Annotated in this window: 10 protein-coding genes and 3 CRISPR repeat arrays; of the genes, 4 read left to right on the top strand and 6 right to left on the bottom strand. The window is 38.8% G+C overall.

The genetic code is table 11. The features are described 5' to 3' along the window. From H6G69_RS27960 to H6G69_RS27940, 5 genes are read right to left on the bottom strand one after another with little or no spacing between them, the layout of a single operon-like run. Complete coding sequence (locus H6G69_RS27960) at positions 1-1,614, bottom strand: hypothetical protein (RefSeq protein WP_190692378.1); 1,614 nt, start codon at positions 1,612-1,614, stop codon at positions 1-3. Beyond that, entirely contained in the window at positions 1,604-2,032 is a 429-nt protein-coding gene (locus H6G69_RS27955) for a hypothetical protein (RefSeq protein ID WP_190692377.1), read from the bottom strand. Before H6G69_RS27955 ends, H6G69_RS27960 begins: the two co-directional genes overlap by 11 nt. A gap of 4 nt (positions 2,033-2,036) precedes the next feature. Continuing rightward, positions 2,037-2,876, bottom strand: coding sequence for a type III-B CRISPR module RAMP protein Cmr4 (gene cmr4 / locus H6G69_RS27950; protein WP_190692376.1), 840 nt, complete (start codon positions 2,874-2,876; stop codon positions 2,037-2,039). Beyond that, positions 2,877-3,863 (bottom strand): CRISPR-associated protein, encoded by a 987-nt coding sequence (locus H6G69_RS27945; protein ID WP_190692375.1) that lies wholly within the window; start codon positions 3,861-3,863, stop codon positions 2,877-2,879. Next, complete coding sequence (locus H6G69_RS27940) at positions 3,848-5,419, bottom strand: Cas10/Cmr2 second palm domain-containing protein (RefSeq protein WP_190692374.1); 1,572 nt, start codon at positions 5,417-5,419, stop codon at positions 3,848-3,850. The genes H6G69_RS27945 and H6G69_RS27940 overlap by 16 nt, the downstream gene beginning before the upstream one ends. Positions 5,420-5,940: 521 nt before the next feature. Beyond that, positions 5,941-6,336: direct repeats of the CRISPR family, unit length 36 nt; unit sequence CCCTACCGATTGGGTTAAATCGGAATTAATGGAAAC. 113 nt (positions 6,337-6,449) lie between these two features. On the opposite strand from H6G69_RS27940, the gene H6G69_RS27935 reads away from it, so the two are divergent. The 4 genes from H6G69_RS27935 (at position 6,450) to cas2 (ending at position 12,748) form a co-directional block, all read left to right on the top strand. Further along, positions 6,450-8,522, top strand: a complete 2,073-nt coding sequence (locus H6G69_RS27935; RefSeq protein WP_190692373.1) for a WYL domain-containing protein — start codon at positions 6,450-6,452, stop codon at positions 8,520-8,522. A 124-nt stretch (positions 8,523-8,646) separates the two neighbouring features. Further along, a CRISPR array of direct repeats spans positions 8,647-9,784; the repeat unit is 37 nt; unit sequence GTTTCCATTAATTCGCCTCCGCATTGTTGGCGGAGAC. Positions 9,785-10,122: 338 nt separating this feature from the next. Then, positions 10,123-10,911: direct repeats of the CRISPR family, unit length 35 nt; unit sequence TTTCCATTAATTCCACTTCTCAAAAGAGAAGCGAC. Positions 10,912-11,206: 295 nt separating this feature from the next. Then, entirely contained in the window at positions 11,207-11,470 is a 264-nt protein-coding gene (gene csx18, locus H6G69_RS27930; protein ID WP_190692372.1) for a CRISPR-associated protein Csx18, read from the top strand. A gap of 3 nt (positions 11,471-11,473) precedes the next feature. Further along, complete coding sequence (gene cas1, locus H6G69_RS27925) at positions 11,474-12,466, top strand: CRISPR-associated endonuclease Cas1 (RefSeq protein ID WP_190692371.1); 993 nt, start codon at positions 11,474-11,476, stop codon at positions 12,464-12,466. A 3-nt stretch (positions 12,467-12,469) separates the two neighbouring features. Further along, a complete protein-coding gene (gene cas2 / locus H6G69_RS27920; RefSeq protein ID WP_190692370.1) occupies positions 12,470-12,748 on the top strand; it encodes a CRISPR-associated endonuclease Cas2 in 279 nt (92 codons plus the stop codon). Positions 12,749-12,966: 218 nt separating this feature from the next. Here the strand turns inward: cas2 and H6G69_RS27915 are convergent, their stop codons facing one another. After that, the gene (locus tag H6G69_RS27915; protein ID WP_190692369.1) at positions 12,967-18,171 is read right to left on the bottom strand and encodes a hypothetical protein; all 5,205 of its coding nucleotides are present in this window, start codon (positions 18,169-18,171) and stop codon (positions 12,967-12,969) included.

The following is an 18,171-nucleotide window of genomic DNA, read 5'->3' as shown; positions in this document are numbered from 1 at the left end:
TTATTCACCCCAAAGTTGAGTAAAACCGCTTGTTGGTAAAAAAGTTAAGAATCTTTGGGTTATATCATCACTTTTATCTGGAAAGATAGTTAATAATTCTATATACTGCCTTCTTTGACGAATCAATTCTTTATCTCTTAACTTGTAATGTGGATACATACGATGCCATATCCGTCCAATATTACTCATCTTTCCTGTCAAACTTGAACCTTTAATAGAATTGCTACCTTGATAAACGTTATGAAACCATCTCACCGCTAAACTATCATCTTCATCCTCAGCAATACGCCCCCACACTTGAACTTTTTGCGGATGAAAAGATTCCCGCCATGAACTTAGTTGATTACTAGGCTGTTTACCTTTTAAATTGACCCAGTTCTCAATAGTTGTGTGTACATTGTTTAAAATATTTGTAACATGAGTAATACTATTAACTGGAAAATAGTATTTGTTTGATTGCTTGGTAAATTCCCAATGGCAACCAATCATGGGTTTATTCCCATTCTTTAAATATTCTGGAAAAAATAAGCGGTGATCTATACGTCGCCAAGATTTACCAAATCCACCTAAAAAGATGGAGAATCTCAAAATTTGTGTAGCCAAATTTCTTAACTCTTTTTTATATTCAGTTGTTAGCTTACTACTAGAGATAATATGTAAAGTGCCTGAATTTAATTCATAAATTGGCATTTTAACGTTTTGATACTTAAATTCATCTATTTCTAAATCAACAGGATTAAATGCAATACCTAATTGTCCAACTACAGCACCATTGCTACCAGCAAATCCACCCCATAATTCTTTAGTTAATTCTTCGGCTGTATCTTCATCTGTCACACCACTGAATAAACGTAATGTGTGACCACGCAAAGCCGCCTTAAACATATTGGGGCGAAATTCCCCCGTTTTATCAATTAATTGAGAGGCAAGACCCTGACCTCGCAGATTCACAGTTACTAATTTGGTTTCAGGATGGTTGATAGGTTGACCATAACCAGCACTAACTCTAGAACCAATCCCACGCTCTATCGCTTTGTCCCAAATACTCCAAATAGTTTCCCATTCGCTTTCTTCTAGTTCAATTGTGCTAGAAATACCAAAAATTAAAATTGGCTGATAAAGCGATATTTGCAAAAAAGCTGAGTGAGCAGCATTGCTTTTAACTTGCCATTTTTCCTGTGGATGAATTACGTCTATCAATGGCTGTTCACACCAAGTATCATCTTTAGGGTAAGCACCATGAAAGCGTAGTATTCCAGGTCGAGTATTGTTAGAATCTTGTTTACCACCACAGTATTTTTGAACTTGCTCAGAATTACAAACACGCCGAAAAGCACCTTTCATACTTGCGCCAGGATAATAAGGAAATCCTCCCGCAGCAATTACAGGGCGAATTATATCCTCATCTTGTCCACTATTTGAGACAAATCTCCATGTAATTTTATACTCTTTAGTTCTAACGTTTTTATTAAATTCAGGAGCATTAATGGCAGCAGCTTCTACCCATTCATCAACCCATCTTTCGGAATTTTCTGGTTTTTGGATATATTGAATTTGTCCACGTTCCGAAACTGGTGCTTGAAACATTAAAGGGACTTCATTACTATTGGTCATCATTATCTCCTGTCTTCTTATAACGCTGAGTCCACCAAACTAAGCTGTCACAAAACTGAGTCAGCACAGCTAAACATATTCTTTGGTCTTCAATTGGTAGCTCCCACAACTTAGCTGCAAATTCTTTGATTTTATTAGTGTCATTGTTGTTAACTTGCTCTTGTGGTAACTGATTGAATCCTGCATTACGCATGATTCTGACAAAAGTTGTCCAGGTATCGCGCCAGTATTCACCTTTATTTCGTTCTTGGACATCATTCTTGCCCAAAAGCCGTAACTGTTCACCCCAAAATCTTTCTAAACCATAAGCAACTGTTGAGCGCATTTTATGAGATTGACCAATCACACCCTTTTTATCTCGGTGTTTCAACACCAAATTTTGGGCTTCTTGGTCTAGATTGTAAGATTTCCAAGTCATATAATTATTCTCTAGTTAATGTTAAGTTGCAGTGTCCAAAACCTATTGACTCTAAGCCACCTAAATAAATGTCAGACATCTCGCTACCGTTAAATGGTTGCCATTGTTTACCTGATTTATCATCTTTGATAGCAATGGGGAAAATTAAAATTGTTCCTTCTGGTAATGCCTCAGTATTAAAGAACCCACCACCTTCAACTACTTTTTCATCGGCTTTTAAGCGCACACGACTTTGACGATATAAAGCCATATCATGAATCATGCCGATATCACTATCATCGACAATTACAGATGGTTGCTCTTGTTTAGAAGGAAACCAAGCCGATAAATTTGCAGTTTTAGTAATATTTAGAAAACCCAAGTTAAAAAATAAAGTTTTATTGCCGCTAGAAGATTGTCTCGCTTTGAGGTTAGTTGAACCTGTGTAAGGGTCAGGCACTTTCATATCTTTTAAGAACGTGCCATTAACTTCAACTATGTCCCCTGCAATTCTTTTGTATCGCTCCAATAAGCGGCGGCTACTCACCCAGACAATGGGTTGGCCAGGGCAGAATACAGGCAACCAAAGCAGTGAAGCATACTCAAATTTCACAATAGATTCATTATTTGTATCTGATTGTTCTGACCCTGCTTCATTTCCATACCAGTATTTAGCTGTCTCCTCTCCCATTGTTAACCGCATTTCGGAACGCAGCCGACCGCGAATAGAACTTCCAGGTATAATCCCAGTTTGAGTAAATTGATCGCGGAAAATCAAATTCAAATTCCCACTTTCTTCTCCAGCAGTTGCGCCTACATGGAGGGGTGCTAAAGTTTCAATGATTCCATAAGCTTTTTTATACATTTAGGTAACTCCATTAATTTCAACAGGTAGACATAAACCACATCCAACTTTTTTGAGGCTATAGCCTTCCTTGGGAAACCAAGCTTCATCCCATTCCCACCAAGATTTATTGATGGATTCTTTGAGAACATAGATGCTACCTGCGGGTACAGCATAACGCCCTCTACCTAAATTCCCTTTGGCTCGATAACGATAGGGCAGAGGTTTATCCGTCAGCATCTTGAGTGGTTCGGGAAAAGTTTCGTGTTGGGGATAGCGATAAGAAAAACGATTAGAACCCCAAACAGCTGGTGTAATTAAAGCAAAGCTTTTACCTATAGGTTGACTCAATAGTTCTAATGTTCTTTGGCTAATTTTTTCACAATCTATCTCTACGACATGATTTTCCCCGCCAAAACGATACCATCCTTTTTTAAGTGGATAAGTTGATAGATAAACTAAACAGATATTGTCTGGCATTTGCACAGAATATTCTAGGAATAATCCATTTTTCTGTTGTACGCAACGTTCATGCTCTTGAATTTTTGGATGTAGAAAAGGCACGAAACGCCAGGGATTATCTGAGATTGATTTTTGACTTGTTCTCAGTCCTTGAACTGAGCTTTTCCATGTAGTTATAGTTTGCCAACGATAGTCAGGTTCGATAGCTTCAGTATTACCTATTAACGCCCATTCATCATTTTTGATTTGCCATTCTCCTGCTGCTTTTTTGGCAATTACTTTATGCCAAGGAATCGGAATATAAAAATTCTGTTTATTATGAGACTCTGCCCAAAACGGGCCAGCTACAAATAGGTTATCTCTTAGTTGCTCTTGAGAAAATTCTTCAGTTATTTTATTAATACTGAACATTAAACCTGATAAAGTTGCTGCTTCTGGTGGAAATTTAGCCCCAGAGCGACCTACCAAGTTTTCAGGAGAAAGAAATGCACCAGCACTTCCATACATAAATCCCAATGGACTTATGCTTATTAAATATTGGAACATAAATGCCAGCCTACTTTAACTAAATCACTAATCCAATCAACTACTGCTGTGGCTCTAGCTTCTGCGTTGTCACTTTCGCTAAATCCGACAAGATGTTTCACAAAATTATTGTCTCCAAACTTTTTAGCTTCTCCAGGGAAGTAAATATCTAAAAATTCAATAGCTGATTTTTGTACGCTTGTAGCAGCATTTCTATTATCAATTTTGAAAGTACGGCGTGATTCTAAGTAAGCTAAATCTTGATATATATGGCTCCAGTTAGAGTTTCTTTCTCTATCTTGATATTTCAAAAGGATATCTAAGTAATCCCAAGGGCAAGTCCATTGCACATATTGTCCACTGTTGAATAATATTCTAATAGTTGCTCGATTTCGTCCTAAAGATTTAGCCAATTTTTCGGCTTCTCTGCAATGTTGTAAAATATCTCTTTGAGGTACGCTATGACCAGCCCAGACAAAGCCAACACTTACTTTAATCTTCTGCTTATGCTTCTCCCATTGCTCTGGTAATTTTAGTAACCATTGATAAGCTTCTTGAGGTTGAATTGCTGGTTGTTCTTTCTGGCTAAAAATAACTCCTAAAAAATCATCTCCACCTGCATACACAACTCTACCTAACTTACTCGGAAATTTATTGCTAAAATCATTGCCCCAATTACGCATGGCATAACTAAAGCTGCTAATTTGGCGTTCGCCATCTTCTAGTTGTGCTAGTTGTTTGAGGTGATCTCCAACTTGATCTCCATCTCCCATAAACCACCCTGTCCATCGTCCGCTTCCAGGTTGATTTTTTTCTTCAGGCAATCTGTAAATTTCGCTAAAACTTCTGATAGTTGCCATCCCAATTTTGTTAGCAATTTGAGGATAAGTGATTAGGCGTTTAACTAATTCTGGGATGCTAAGTTGTTCATCTAAAGCTAAAAATTTGCCAGCTTCTTCTTCATTGTCTGGTTTTTCTATTACATTAGATAATTCATAATAAAAATTATCAATACTACTTTTCTCTGCTCTCCACCTGCGATTTTTAGGATTTCTGTTTTCTGCTCCCAATCCTGGAAAAGCGATCGCATCCGTACCTGTTAAGCTAGAACTCTCTCCTATCCAATTAAGTGCTGTCCACCCACGAGAAAGCTTTTGGGTTTCTAAGTTATCCATTGCAGCTTGAATGGTATTCCCTTCTCCCCAAAAGATTTCCCAAGCATGGTTTCCCCAGTTCGTCCATTCTTTACCCCAGTGGTAGGTATAGTGGGGTAAATTTTTTTCTATCCAACATTGGCATTCTTGTAGTATTTTCTTCCATGCGAATAATAAAGTCTGCTCAACTTGTTGTTTAGAGAATTTTCCTTTGAGAAGAATGCGATTAGGCATTCCTTTTTGAAAATTGGCAGATGCTGGCGAAATTACTATTGCCGTTTTTGAAGCTTCTAAAACTATCTGTTGGCTAAGATAGGAAAGAATGAGAGATGCACCATATAAGTCTCGCAGTTTACGCGATTTCTCAATAAATCCCTGTACAGGAGCAAATGTAATTGCGGTATATTTGGTTACGTCTTCCATAGAGCATTGTTTACAGTCTTGTCTAAATTACAGTAGAAAATTTATTTTTTACTCTGTAGTTATACTTTGTAATAATTATGAGTGTTCCTTTAGTTGCTTTACTCACAGGCATAAGCTAGGGAAAAAATTAGGTAACAAATTAAGTGTTATTTGTAAATATGTAGTGATGTAGCAATAGACGAATTAGTGTGACATTTATATCTTCTCGGAAAAATCAAAAATGTAAATGGCTTTTCATGCGAATGACGAATTTTTTAATGTCTCAGCAATATTTAAGGTTTTGCAAATTTGTAAGATCATTTAACTCTCACGCAGAAGGATGAGAAGTTTGAGATGTTCATCGACACCACTCTAAAAATCGCCAAAACGCTATATCTTTCGTTGAGTGGTGTCGATTGCTTACTGGGTAAGGATTTGAGATATATGTGTGATTCAATTTCACGAATCATGTACAATATTGTTCAGAGTGGTGTCGATTTGGTGGCTAAAACCCTTACGGGGCAAACGCTCCTAGACAAACTCCCTACCGATTGGGTTAAATCGGAATTAATGGAAACGCCATAGCACCATTACAGACTTCAAGTATGTTTACCCCTACCGATTGGGTTAAATCGGAATTAATGGAAACACCTTGCGAGGCTCGAACACCTGGAATCCAACCCCAGCCTTACCGATTGGGTTAAATCGGAATTAATGGAAACACCTGCTGGTAGCACAACACCGCTCGATGAATCTACTAGCCCTACCGATTGGGTAAATCGGAATTAATGGAAACATCAAATAGCCAGCAATACTCTGATGGCTGATCTGCCCTACCGATTGGGTTAAATCGGAATTAATGGAAACATTAATCCTAGTTTTTCTGCAAATAGCACTGCGGCCCCTCTCGATTGGGTTAAATCGGATTAATGCTCATTTAAAATCTGAATTACAGATTATGAATTATTTTGTTGTTCGCTTGACAACCATAGACAACAGATAAATAACAGCTAAAAGTTAGAGTAGAAGAATTTTTAGCCTTGAACTTTTGATGATTTGTCACTTTCTCATTGGTATCCCTGGTAGTGGGAAGTCTACATTCGCCGCCTCTTTAGCAAAATTGGGGAGCTATTGCATCATCTCTACTGACTCAATTCGCCACAAACTCTATGGTGATGCAAGTATTCAGGGTGAATGGCTAGAAGTAGAAAAAGCTGTCATCTGTGAGATTGTAGATGCGATCGCTCAAAATAAATCTGTCATTTACGATGCTACTAACGCCAAACGCATTTGGCGGATGGATTTATTAAGCAAGCTCAAAACATCTTTTGCTGCTTTACCCCAACATAGCGGTCAAGTTCAGTGGTTAGGTTGGTATTTGCAAACTCCTATAGCAACTTGTAAAGCTTGGAATCAAAAGCGAGATCGCCAAGTTCCAGACATCATTATTGAGAATATGCACAAATCTCTGCAACAGTTCCCGCCAATCGCAGCAGAAGGGTTTGTTACTGTTAATAAGATTGATGTCACTACCCCTAAATTTGACATTCAGCAAATTCAAACCCAAATCCAACAGCTTGGACGAACCCTGACAAACCGTGCTAACCGCAATCGTCACGTATCTCTACATTCTTACAGTCTGCTGCTGGACTTTGAACGCCTGATGTATTTGATTTCCTTGATTATCTGCTATCCCGGAATTGGAAATTTGCAATTAGCTAACCCCAGCCTACTAGAAAGTATTTTTGGATATGTGCCTCAGTTTGCAAGTTCCATAGAAGAGGTTACAGCTTTTATGGGTAAATTGTACGGTCAAATCTATGCTAATGCTAGAGAGATCGCATCTGACTTAGATTGGCTACAGCAAAATTCACTACTCGGCACTCATACATTTTCGACTTGTTCGTTGACTTTTACACAACTCGACAAGTCTATTGCACCATCTTCTGTTGTGACTCACAGTTATTCCGACTGGGACACTTTTGAGAGATTAATACATATAATTCGTTTTATTTTGCATCACCCATTCTTGCAAGATACAGGCAAAGGTAGTTTACAAACTCTCGTATCTGCACTTAGGCAGCATGAAATTATTGAAGGCGATAACTTAGACACTGTTCGCAAAGATATTGAAAAGGTGCTTAAGCCCTACAAGATATTGCCAGACTTCCCATTGCGAGATGGTTATTTTGCAGGTACAGCAATTTTATCAGCCCAGGAGTTAACTAAAGTATTTGATGTGCTTCAGTCTCAAGCTAAAAGTTTAAATGACCCCTTAGCTTTAGAGATTTATGAAACTTTTGCTGACCGAATGGTACAAAGTAAACTGAGTGTTAATCAAGTTTATCCAGTCCGGGCGATCGCTAATCGCAATATAGTTGACTTGGAATTTTTACCACCAGATGCGCTGTCTCGAAATTTACACCAATTGGAAGAAGCGATCTCTAATGGTCAACTATTGGAATTAAATCGCTTTCCTGGCGGAGGCAAATTTGCTCTTGATGAAGAAGGTTTTTTTCTAGCATATCCTTTACAAATCGTGTTTTGTAACCAAGCATGGTATTTAGGATTTGAGTGTCAAAGCGGTAAATATACCGATTTATTTCGGTTTGAGCGTTTAGATAGATTATTCCTCGGTCAACCAAACTCTAAAGTACGTTCTCGGCAGGAACAAGAAAAGTCATTAGAAAAATTACAGAGACTATCTGCTGCTAGTCCAGGGGTTTTTCTAGGTTACGATGTTAGTGACCAGCGTAAATTTTTTAGCCCGGATAAGCAAGAACGCGCTCAGGTTTTTACAACAGTAGAACTATGGTTTAACGATGATATCTTCCGATTTATAGCTGAAGGTACAAGAAGATTTCCCGCTAGGCAAATGAAGATGTCTCTACCTGTAAACAGTGTCAGAGATACATTACCAAAATCTATCTTTTGCTTGAAAAAGACAAAAGATAAATCTTTCCCTAATTGTCTTCAATTGATATTACCTAAATGGTATTTAGGTGATGTAGAATTTCTTCGCTGGGTTGTTGGTTTTGGTGGTAGTGTGAAGGTTATACAACCAGAAGAATTTATCCTAAAAGTTAGAAAAACAAGTGAAGCTATTTTAGCAGTTTATCAATAGCAATTGTTAAATATATTAAAATTGTTTTCTAAATTTTGAATTATTAATTTCTGCAACTTTATATTTTTCTAATAGAAGTATATATCAGCATAATTAATCTGCAATTTTTACGTGGGAAGTGTAAGTTTCCATTAATTCGCCTCCGCATTGTTGGCGGAGACTTTGCATAAAGTAAAAGACGGCGGTATTGTCGCTGTCATGTTTCCATTAATTCGCCTCCGCATTGTTGGCGGAGACTTTAACCCTAACCCAGTTAACAATGTCTATGACATGTTTCCATTAATTCGCCTCCGCATTGTTGGCGGAGACATATAAGCGAACCTCAAACACTAGCTGCAAATGAACGGTTTCCATTAATTCGCCTCCGCATTGTTGGCGGAGACTACAAGGATTGCCGGGTATACAAGGATTGCCGGGTGTTTCCATTAATTCGCCTCCGCATTGTTGGCGGAGACCCAACAGTTGACAGGCGACCCCACCCCAAATTGCAAAGTTTCCATTAATTCGCCTCCGCATTGTTGGCGGAGACTATGGCTTGGCAGGATGGAAGACCAGTACTAAACAGATGTTTCCATTAATTCGCCTCCGCATTGTTGGCGGAGACTTCAACCGCCAAAGCAGAAGAACTTATAGAAGTTGGTTTCCATTAATTCGCCTCCGCATTGTTGGCGGAGACTTTGCTGCCGTGGTCAAAGCTGGAGCCGATCAGTATTCGTTTCCATTAATTCGCCTCCGCATTGTTGGCGGAGACGCTGGCGTTGTTGTTCCACGGGGCGTAAGCTTAATTGTTTCCATTAATTCGCCTCCGCATTGTTGGCGGAGACTTTAGCAGCTAGTAGATTGCGCTGACATTGTTCTTCTGTTTCCATTAATTCGCCTCCGCATTGTTGGCGGAGACGTAGGATTCATTGTTGGATCGACGTTCTTCACCGTTATGTTTCCATTAATTCGCCTCCGCATTGTTGGCGGAGACAAATCTTTGAATCCAAACTCATTGTAATTATAAGTGTTTCCATTAATTCGCCTCCGCATTGTTGGCGGAGACTGAGTAAATTTAACCGTTTTTTGAACCATTTTAGTGTTTCCATTAATTCGCCTCCGCATTGTTGGCGGAGACTTTCTTTGATAGTTCGTGTAAGAGAAAATATCTTAAATGTTTCCATTAATTCGCCTCCGCATTGTTGGCGGAGACTCAATCCTTGACCACTTAAGGCAGTTGTAGCATGTTTCCATTAATTCGCCTCCGCATTGTTGGCGGAGACCCCTTAGTTGCAGAAGCCCTGAAATACAAGACTTTTAGAACTCATTTTGACGGGTCTCATTCAAAACTACTGTTTCAGCCTTCGCCTGTCAAGTTTTTCGTTTTATAAAAAAGCTCCAAACGTAGCCAACGCAAGCTTTTCGGCGTTTTGACGAGTCTCATTTTGATAGAAAATTTCTCAAAGCCAGTCATGATAAAGGTTTCAGACTCAAAATTTGGTGTCCGTAAAAAAACAGCTATAGATCCGTCAGAAAAATTTATTTGAAAAATGCAGTATGAATCACATTGTTAGTGCAGGCTTTTAACACCACATCTACCACGCCAAACTGTCATATTCAGTTTCCATTAATTCCACTTCTCAAAAGAGAAGCGACCTGGCGTGGCCTGCTTACATGAAGAAGGGGGCAATATGACAATGACTAGTTTCCATTAATTCCACTTCTCAAAAGAGAAGCGACTGGCATACGGCTGAGTTAATGCAAAGATTATACCCAGGTTTCCATTAATTCCACTTCTCAAAAGAGAAGCGACTGTGCTAAGGGTTAACCAATGTAGTTAACCCCCATTATAACTAAGATTTCCATTAATTCCACTTCTCAAAAGAGAAGCGACCCGCTACTTACTTTTTTTAGAGTAGTAGGGTGAATCGGTTTCCATTAATTCCACTTCTCAAAAGAGAAGCGACAGAGAATTTAGCAAAAACTTCGTAAGATCCTTTAAAGGTTTCCATTAATTCCACTTCTCAAAAGAGAAGCGACACCCTTATTAGCTAAGGGTTTTATTTTTTGTTATCAAGAGTTTCCATTAATTCCACTTCTCAAAAGAGAAGCGACAATAACAACCTAGGATTCTTCGATAGTTTCTGCATGTTTCCATTAATTCCACTTCTCAAAAGAGAAGCGACATATCTAAAATAGCACAAGCGAAGAGTAATTTTGCGTTTCCATTAATTCCACTTCTCAAAAGAGAAGCGACTAGAGACATCGACACGATCGTTTGGGATGATGGCGCGATTTCCATTAATTCCACTTCTCAAAAGAGAAGCGACTGTCCTGCTGTTCATTAAAGATTTGCAAGCTTCCAAAAGTAAAGATTTCCATTAATTCCACTTCTCAAAAGAGAAGCGACCCCTCTACTATAAACCCTTGTGGGGGCTAGAGTCCAGATCCCATTTGCGACGGGGTTAGCGAACACGAAAATTTTAATATTAACCAAGAGGGTAAAATCAGCTAAAACCCTTATCCAGAAAGGGATCGGCGGGGTCAACGCAACAACAGGTATTTCCCGCTTTTGCCGACCCTGCCGCAGAAAAATTAGAAATTTACATAAATTCGTCATTCGCATAAAAACACTAGGCAATTATCAAATTAGCTTTTATTTTCAGAGATATAAACAACCTAGAGAAATCTAAACTATCAAAACTATGTACCTTTCTTCTCGTGCAGCGTTAGTTCGGAATTTAGGAGTTGCATTACTCAATGGAGCCATTACTCTCATTATATTATTAATAGCTCCTTTAGGATTAGCAACAGTAATTGTAAATACTGCTTTAGTTACAATTGCTAGTTTTATAAATGCCGCAGCCGGAGATGCAATAGTTAAATTTTTGCAACCCTCTCAAATTAGAACAATAGTATCTGAAATCATTACTCACAATTCACAAATAACTAAAGATAATAGAAAATAAGATATGCGTACACTCTATGTTTCGAGACAAGGGTGTTATATTGCCCTGAAGGGAGAAATGTTAATTGTTAAACAAGGAGGAACAATTCACAATGAAGTGCAATTACCACTAATTGAACAAATACTCATATTTGGAAAGTCTCAAATTACTACTCAAGTAATTCGTACTTGTTTATGGCGAAATATTCCAATAGCCTATTTATCTCGTATGGGATATTGTTATGGTAGGCTGATGCCAATTGAGAGAGGATATCGTCAACTATCCCGCTATCAGCAAAATTTAACATCTATCGAGCGGTTGCTAGTAGCCAGAAGAATTGTCAGAGCTAAATTAAAAAATAGCCGTACTTTTCTAATGAGACAGCAGCGACGTAATCCAACAAATACTGCTGATCTGGCTATAAAAAGTTTAGAAGTTTTGGTACAAAAATCAGAAGAAGCCGAAACAATAGAGCGATTGATGGGATTAGAAGGTGCGGGTGCTGCACAATACTTTTCGGCTTTTGGTGAATGTTTAAATAATTCCGATTTTGTATTTTTAGCACGTAGCCGTCGCCCACCGGGAAATCCCGTAAATGCAATGTTAAGTTTTGGATACCAGATTTTGTGGAATCATCTGCTGACACTAATTGAACTTCAAGGACTAGATCCTTACTACGCTTGCTTACACCAAGGAACAGAACGTCATGCGGCTCTTGCTTCCGATTTAATCGAAGAATTCCGTGTACCAATTATTGATTCTTTGGTATTATGGCTAGTTAACAGCAAGATTATGGATATTCAAGAAGACTTTGATTATAAGAATGGTGGCTGTTATTTAAATAATTGTGGTCGTCCAAAATATATAAAACATTTCCTCCAACGTCTGGAAGAAGAAGTTCAAAATACTCAAGGTGAAAAACAGCCTCGCTGGGATTTAATGACACAGCAAATTAAATTTTTTAAAGAATTTATTTATCAACCTAGTCAATTATACAATCCTTATCAAATTCGATAACTTATGCTTTTTTATGTAGTAGTATATGACATTCCCTGCGATAAAAGGCGCAAACAAGTGTCAGAGCTACTAGAAGGTTATGGTAGAAGAGTTCAGTATTCTGTATTTGAATGTATTCTCAATCAAGAAAAATATATCGAACTAAAAAAACGACTCCGTAAACAAATAAATTTTTCAGAAGATAGCATTCGATTTTATCCTTTAAGTAGGCATACTTTTAACCAAATTGAAACATGGGGAGAACCATCTGTTACCGAGTATCCGGGGTCAATTATTATTTAATTTTGCTGGTTGATAGTAAAATAAACTAGCATATTAATTTAAAATTTTGATTGCCTCTTACCTAATTTATAAAGTTGATTGGAGATTTCATACTCTACAATTATTCGCCATCGGAATATAAGATGACACTTGAACAACTACAGGCTGCTACCCAGGATGCCTACAGTTAGTTAGTACAATTTGCAAAAGCAAGCTACTAAGAAGTAGTTTATTTTTTATCATCTTTGAAATCCTGCTGCTTGTTTTTTAGTTTCTAAAACCTCATCAAGTTTACTATTAGCAGCTTCAAAATCTTGTAAAACTTGAGGAGAGATTCTGTTGATTTGAACCAGCCCAGCTTGCACACTCAAAATCACATCACCGTTTTTCTGAGCGATCGCCCAATCTTGACGCTCAGGGTGAAAACTAACATCATAAACCTTGCCTTGGACACAGGTACTACCATCATCCCCTGGTTGACCCAAAGCTGACACGATTTTATGAGTAATCTGAGCAATTCGGTTAACTGTGTCTTTCTCCATTGCTTTCATTGCTTTGGGCGACAACTGCCCAGTCGTCTTAAACTCTTTGGCAATTTCGACAATTCGTTGCTGGTAGGCTTCTGGCTTACCCAAGTTACTAGCCGCAATGTACCACGAGCGCAGATGGTCGATGGTTACGGTTTGAGATTCTTGACTAGGTGCGGTTTTGTTTTGCTGCTCAAACGGCATTATCTTACCATCCACATAATCCCCCAACGGCTCCATCTGAAGCCCCCACACTTGGGGCTTACCAGTGAATAATTCTGGCAGTGCTTTAGCTGAGTGCTTTTCCATGTTCGCCCACTGCTGCTGATACTGGGGATCTGCAATCATTGTTTGCGTGATTTGATACTGCTTACCTACTCGAAACGCGACTTGTTTACCGCCACCATTCGCTAGAGCAATATCGCACTCCTTAAAACCATATTGTTGGTAAGGCTCATACGCCCTGGTGGTGTGAACTCTGCCGTGACCCCGCATCGCATCAATGCAAGTATTTACAGGTAAAGGATTCTGTTCCCCGTGCAGCATTAGTGGGAAATTCATTGGAATTGGCTTGCCGGAGATTACCACTGATTCTTTTGTACTTTCATGTATTGGCGGCGGCGTTTGAGATAACGTTACTAAATGATTTAGCTGTGGTGGTTTGAGGTGTTTTGGTCGGTCAGGCAGACTACGCACTTTCTTTTCGTATTCAGACTGAGACTCAATCACGTTCCCAAACTTATGAGTCATTGCCCCTTGAACTGATTCAGGAATTGATGAATTTACCAAGGTAAAAACAGCCAGCCCCTTCTTTGTTTCCAGTGGTACATTTTCTGGTGATACAGGAGAGAACGCTACATTCTTCTGATTCAACCATTGAGTTACCGTCTCAACTTTATGATTGTCCACGGACATTTTGGTGATGCCAAGTTCTTTATCCTCAGCACTGGCGAACAACATGGTAGGGCGTTCTTTGATTTTGTACAAAATTGGTGCAGTTTTTTCGATTGCCCTGTGTTGTTCTTGATTATCTATCTGTTGACCAAACACTTGATTTTCTTTCACCCAAACTTCAGGATACTTAATAGTGGTTGGGTCAATCTTCACCATCATTGTTGTTGAGATATTACTTTGCAATGTGGCTGGTACTGGAGTTAGTCTTCCAAAATTGAGAACTCCTAATTGTTTGAGTGCTTCTTTATCTTTTTTGAAATGTAAAAAACCCAACGGTTCCCCATCCAAAAACACTGCATCTCTAATTTGAGATTGGGGTACATCTAAGGTAAATCTTCTGAAGTCTGTATCGTTAAATTTTTGGTCTTTAAAATCGTAAGAATTCGTTTTATCAATCTTTAGTAGATTCCCATTTGGGGATTCGGCAATCACAAAAGCATTATACTTGTCTGATATAGTTGTCAGTTTTAGGTTGAGTGGATTGCCATCTTTAATGTAATTTACTGCCTGAAGCTGCTTAATCGAATCTGCGTCTAATTCGCCCAGAATTTTACCATCCAGTTGAATTTTTACTACCCCTGTTGGTACTGGTACTTTCCCAATTTCTAACATCATTTCTTGAGAGTGGAAAACCTTGTCAGCATAAGTAAATTTCTTGATTTCTCGGATAGTAAACTCTATTGGCTCTGTCCCTGTCAGAGAAATTGTGGCATTCGCTGTATAAGTTTCTCCGGGTACAACATTAGCTAGAGCTTTTGTGCCAATCGGTAATTGTCCCGTCCTTGGTTCCAGTGGTGCGAACTCCTTATATTCCCCATCACCATCCTGGACAAACACTAACCTTAAGCCGTGGCGTTCATGTTCAGGCGGGTGGTGCGATGCCCGGATCTCTACTGAGCATTTTTCATCCTGATTCCACTCTTTGCCTTTGAAGTTGTTCGCCTCATTGCTTAAAGTCCCAACTCTTAGGTCGGTAAATTGCATCTGTCCTAGCCGGGAAATAATTTCTTCACCAAACGCCGCAAACACAAAGTTGGGATTTTTTTTGTAAATAGGGCTTTCATTTTGAATTTTGCGGAAAGTTGCGTGCGGGGGTTCCCCCCCGTTGAGCAAACTTTCCAAGACGAATTTTGAATTTTGAATTGATTCCAATTCATCCTGTCGTGCCGCCCCAACACTCCACGCCGCCGCCGCCGCCGACAATCTCTCTTGCTCTGGTATGCTTGAGTGAAATTCTTCAGCAAATTTATAAGCTTGCGAAAACATTAGTTTGGTTTGCCCTTTGGTCAGTTCAGGCTTGAACTCAACCACCGAAGCGTTGCTGGCTTTTGTCCCTGGCTTGAATCCATGTGACTCAATCGACTCTTGGCTGACTGTTCCCAGTGGACTGTACTTGGGCTGACCTCTATCGTCTTGCTCGTTGTTGATTTGGGCTAGAGCAATTAATTTTGAGGAGTGTGAGTCTTTTTCCAACTTCAAGTTGATGGACTGTGCTTTCCAGATGAGAGGATGCTTGTAGCGTAAAAGATTCGTGATTTCGAGTTTAGTCCCCTGCGGCGTTTGGATGATGGCACTTGGGCCTCGCTCTGATGAACGCCTTCCCTCCATTCTCGCAGCAGCATTGTACAAGCGGTCAAATTCGTACTTTGCAGCGATCGCCGCAAATCTCTGCTGTGGGGTGAACTCGACCCCTTTAAATAAATCACCAAATTGAACAATGGGACGGGATTCAAGTTTCGATTCCTGAAAATATTTGTTTGTTTGGTTAATTAATAATTCTACTGGGGAATAGCCCTCAGTTTTTATTCCAGAATTTAAATAAGCTGTGGGCGATTTTTTATCTTTAATATAATCAACTTGTCGATATAAATAGCGATTATTTTCTCTAATTAAACCCATTGCTGGCTTTTTAGAACTTTTAAATAAATCTACAGCTATCTGGTTTTGGTAACAAGCCTCCTCAATCATACTCCTATACATCAAGCGATTCTTGTCCATTGCCTGAGAAATAATTTCAGGAGTTCTCTGAGGATTTTGGGCTAATGCTACAAACTCTTGTATGTATGGCTTATATTCTTCTCTAATTGGCTTGGGGTGTTCATAATTTTCGGCTGCTAATAATTTTTGATAATGTTCTAATACTCGGTCTAAATATTGTGATTTCTGTTCAGGATTTCCGTAAATTTTAAAAATCTCAATTTCCGACTCTAATGCCTCTAATGCGGTCACTTGATTATTAATCACGCCCACGCTGATACTATCGCTCATGTGAATAGCGATTTCTTCAAATGGTGGTTGTTTACCATCTATATAAAATGATTGTTTCTTTTCTTTAACAGTAGGAAGATAAGCGTTGGCTGGCAGAGTCCTATACTCTGCTTCGGCTGTAAAATTAGGATACTTACTTGCAAGGGCTACCCCTATACAGTCACCATCAAAATCGCGTCCTTGGCGTTGGGATTCTGTTTCTAGGGGAGCAACTTCGTTCTCTCCTAGCCTTGCTTTGATACGTTCCAAATCTTCATCATTAACTACTATAATTCCTTCTAAACGTGTCCCGTCTGGGGCTAAACAATCATCAACAATTTTATTGGTAGATACGCACAAACCATTAGAGTTGAGAAACGGAGAGCGGAAGTTTAGAACTTTCTCTCCGTCATCTAACCAAGGTACACAAATTTCCCCATTCTTCAAATTCTTGGATGGAATGATCATCCCTCTGTCAAAAGTTAGCGTCCGCCCCAAAGCAATATCTCGCCACTCGCCTTGGACAAATTTACTAAGTTCTTTCCTAACTTTCTCCGTTTCTAAAAGCTGATTATGCCCTCCAATTAAGTCAGCCTTAATCAGTTTATACATCAATAAATCATCTTTTTCTGACTTCTCATCTAATTCATCACTTGTTTCAAATTGTTCTTCAGCTTGATTAAGAGTGAGTAATTCTAATTCTTTAGCAAGTGAACCATCAACAACTTGCTCGGAAATCTCTGCTTTTAAAGATGATTTCTGTTCTTCAGTAAAAGCTTTGCGCTTTTCATACTTCTGACAGTAAAGTTGTGCAACTTTTCTAGGGTCACTTTGGGATTCGGCTAATTTTTGGGCTTGGGCTTCTAGTTCCTCCGCAAAGTCTTTAATGCCTTGGGGGAATGAAGCTAATAGTTGCGAAATTGCTGTTTTACCTCTTTCTGACTGTGATTTCTCGCTTAACCAGATTTTTTGTTTGTAAAGTCCTGGCTGAATCTGCGGTTTAATAGCTCCACCAGGGCGATCCTTATCTGTGCCTTTGAAACTGGAAAGGGGGAGAATTAAATCTATTTTGGGTTTGTTGTTAGGATTTGCGTATTTTATCTTTTCAATTTTGTATGGTCTTAGAGTACCTTTACCAAATCTATATTTAGTATCTTCTCCATCTCCTTCTGTCCAACCAAAACGATGCTGAATCACACGATAACTTTTGTCAGACTGTTCTTCCCTTTTAGTTAAAAGGTTATATAATTGGGAAGAAATTTGACCATAACAATCCCCTACTAATTTAAACGCCACTTTCTTGTCAATAATTCCTCCATTTTCACCTTGAGCTTCCGTAGAGTCATCTACAATCAAAATATTTAATTCTTCATGAATTGAATTTTTACATTCCCCCAGAAAAATTGAACCATAAGCTCCTCTATCTTTTCTATCAGGACATAATTTCTCAATTACTTCTAGACATTCTGGCGCACCGTACAATAAGCGGGTTTTAGAAGATAATAAAAGCGTATGTCCATCTGGATGATTTCTTAAATCCTCTGAAGAAGAGTGTTCATCTATATGACCAAAAGAAAATTGTTGACCTGGAAAGTAGAATTCTAGTAGAGTATTATCTAACTTTTCCGTTAAAATTGAGTCAGGATTTTTATTATCTCCATCAGTATGAATCCATTGATTTAATCGCGTATCAAAGTGTTGGAATACTAGAGACAT

Source organism: Nostoc sp. FACHB-110, assembly GCF_014697425.1.
GTDB lineage: Bacteria > Cyanobacteriota > Cyanobacteriia > Cyanobacteriales > Nostocaceae > Nostoc_B.
Note: the sequence above shows the minus strand (reverse complement) of the source record. Positions and strands in the feature narration are given on the sequence as shown.

Coding starts and splice junctions, on each gene's coding strand:
- H6G69_RS27960 (WP_190692378.1), bottom strand. CDS start 1,614: ATGACCAATAGTAATGAAGTCCCTTTAATGTTTCAAGCACCAGTTTCG.
- H6G69_RS27955 (WP_190692377.1), bottom strand. CDS start 2,032: ATGACTTGGAAATCTTACAATCTAGACCAAGAAGCCCAAAATTTGGTG.
- cmr4 (WP_190692376.1), bottom strand. CDS start 2,876: ATGTATAAAAAAGCTTATGGAATCATTGAAACTTTAGCACCCCTCCAT.
- H6G69_RS27945 (WP_190692375.1), bottom strand. CDS start 3,863: ATGTTCCAATATTTAATAAGCATAAGTCCATTGGGATTTATGTATGGA.
- H6G69_RS27940 (WP_190692374.1), bottom strand. CDS start 5,419: ATGGAAGACGTAACCAAATATACCGCAATTACATTTGCTCCTGTACAG.
- H6G69_RS27935 (WP_190692373.1), top strand. CDS start 6,450: ATGATTTGTCACTTTCTCATTGGTATCCCTGGTAGTGGGAAGTCTACA.
- csx18 (WP_190692372.1), top strand. CDS start 11,207: ATGTACCTTTCTTCTCGTGCAGCGTTAGTTCGGAATTTAGGAGTTGCA.
- cas1 (WP_190692371.1), top strand. CDS start 11,474: ATGCGTACACTCTATGTTTCGAGACAAGGGTGTTATATTGCCCTGAAG.
- cas2 (WP_190692370.1), top strand. CDS start 12,470: ATGCTTTTTTATGTAGTAGTATATGACATTCCCTGCGATAAAAGGCGC.
- H6G69_RS27915 (WP_190692369.1), bottom strand. CDS start 18,171: ATGTCTCTAGTATTCCAACACTTTGATACGCGATTAAATCAATGGATT.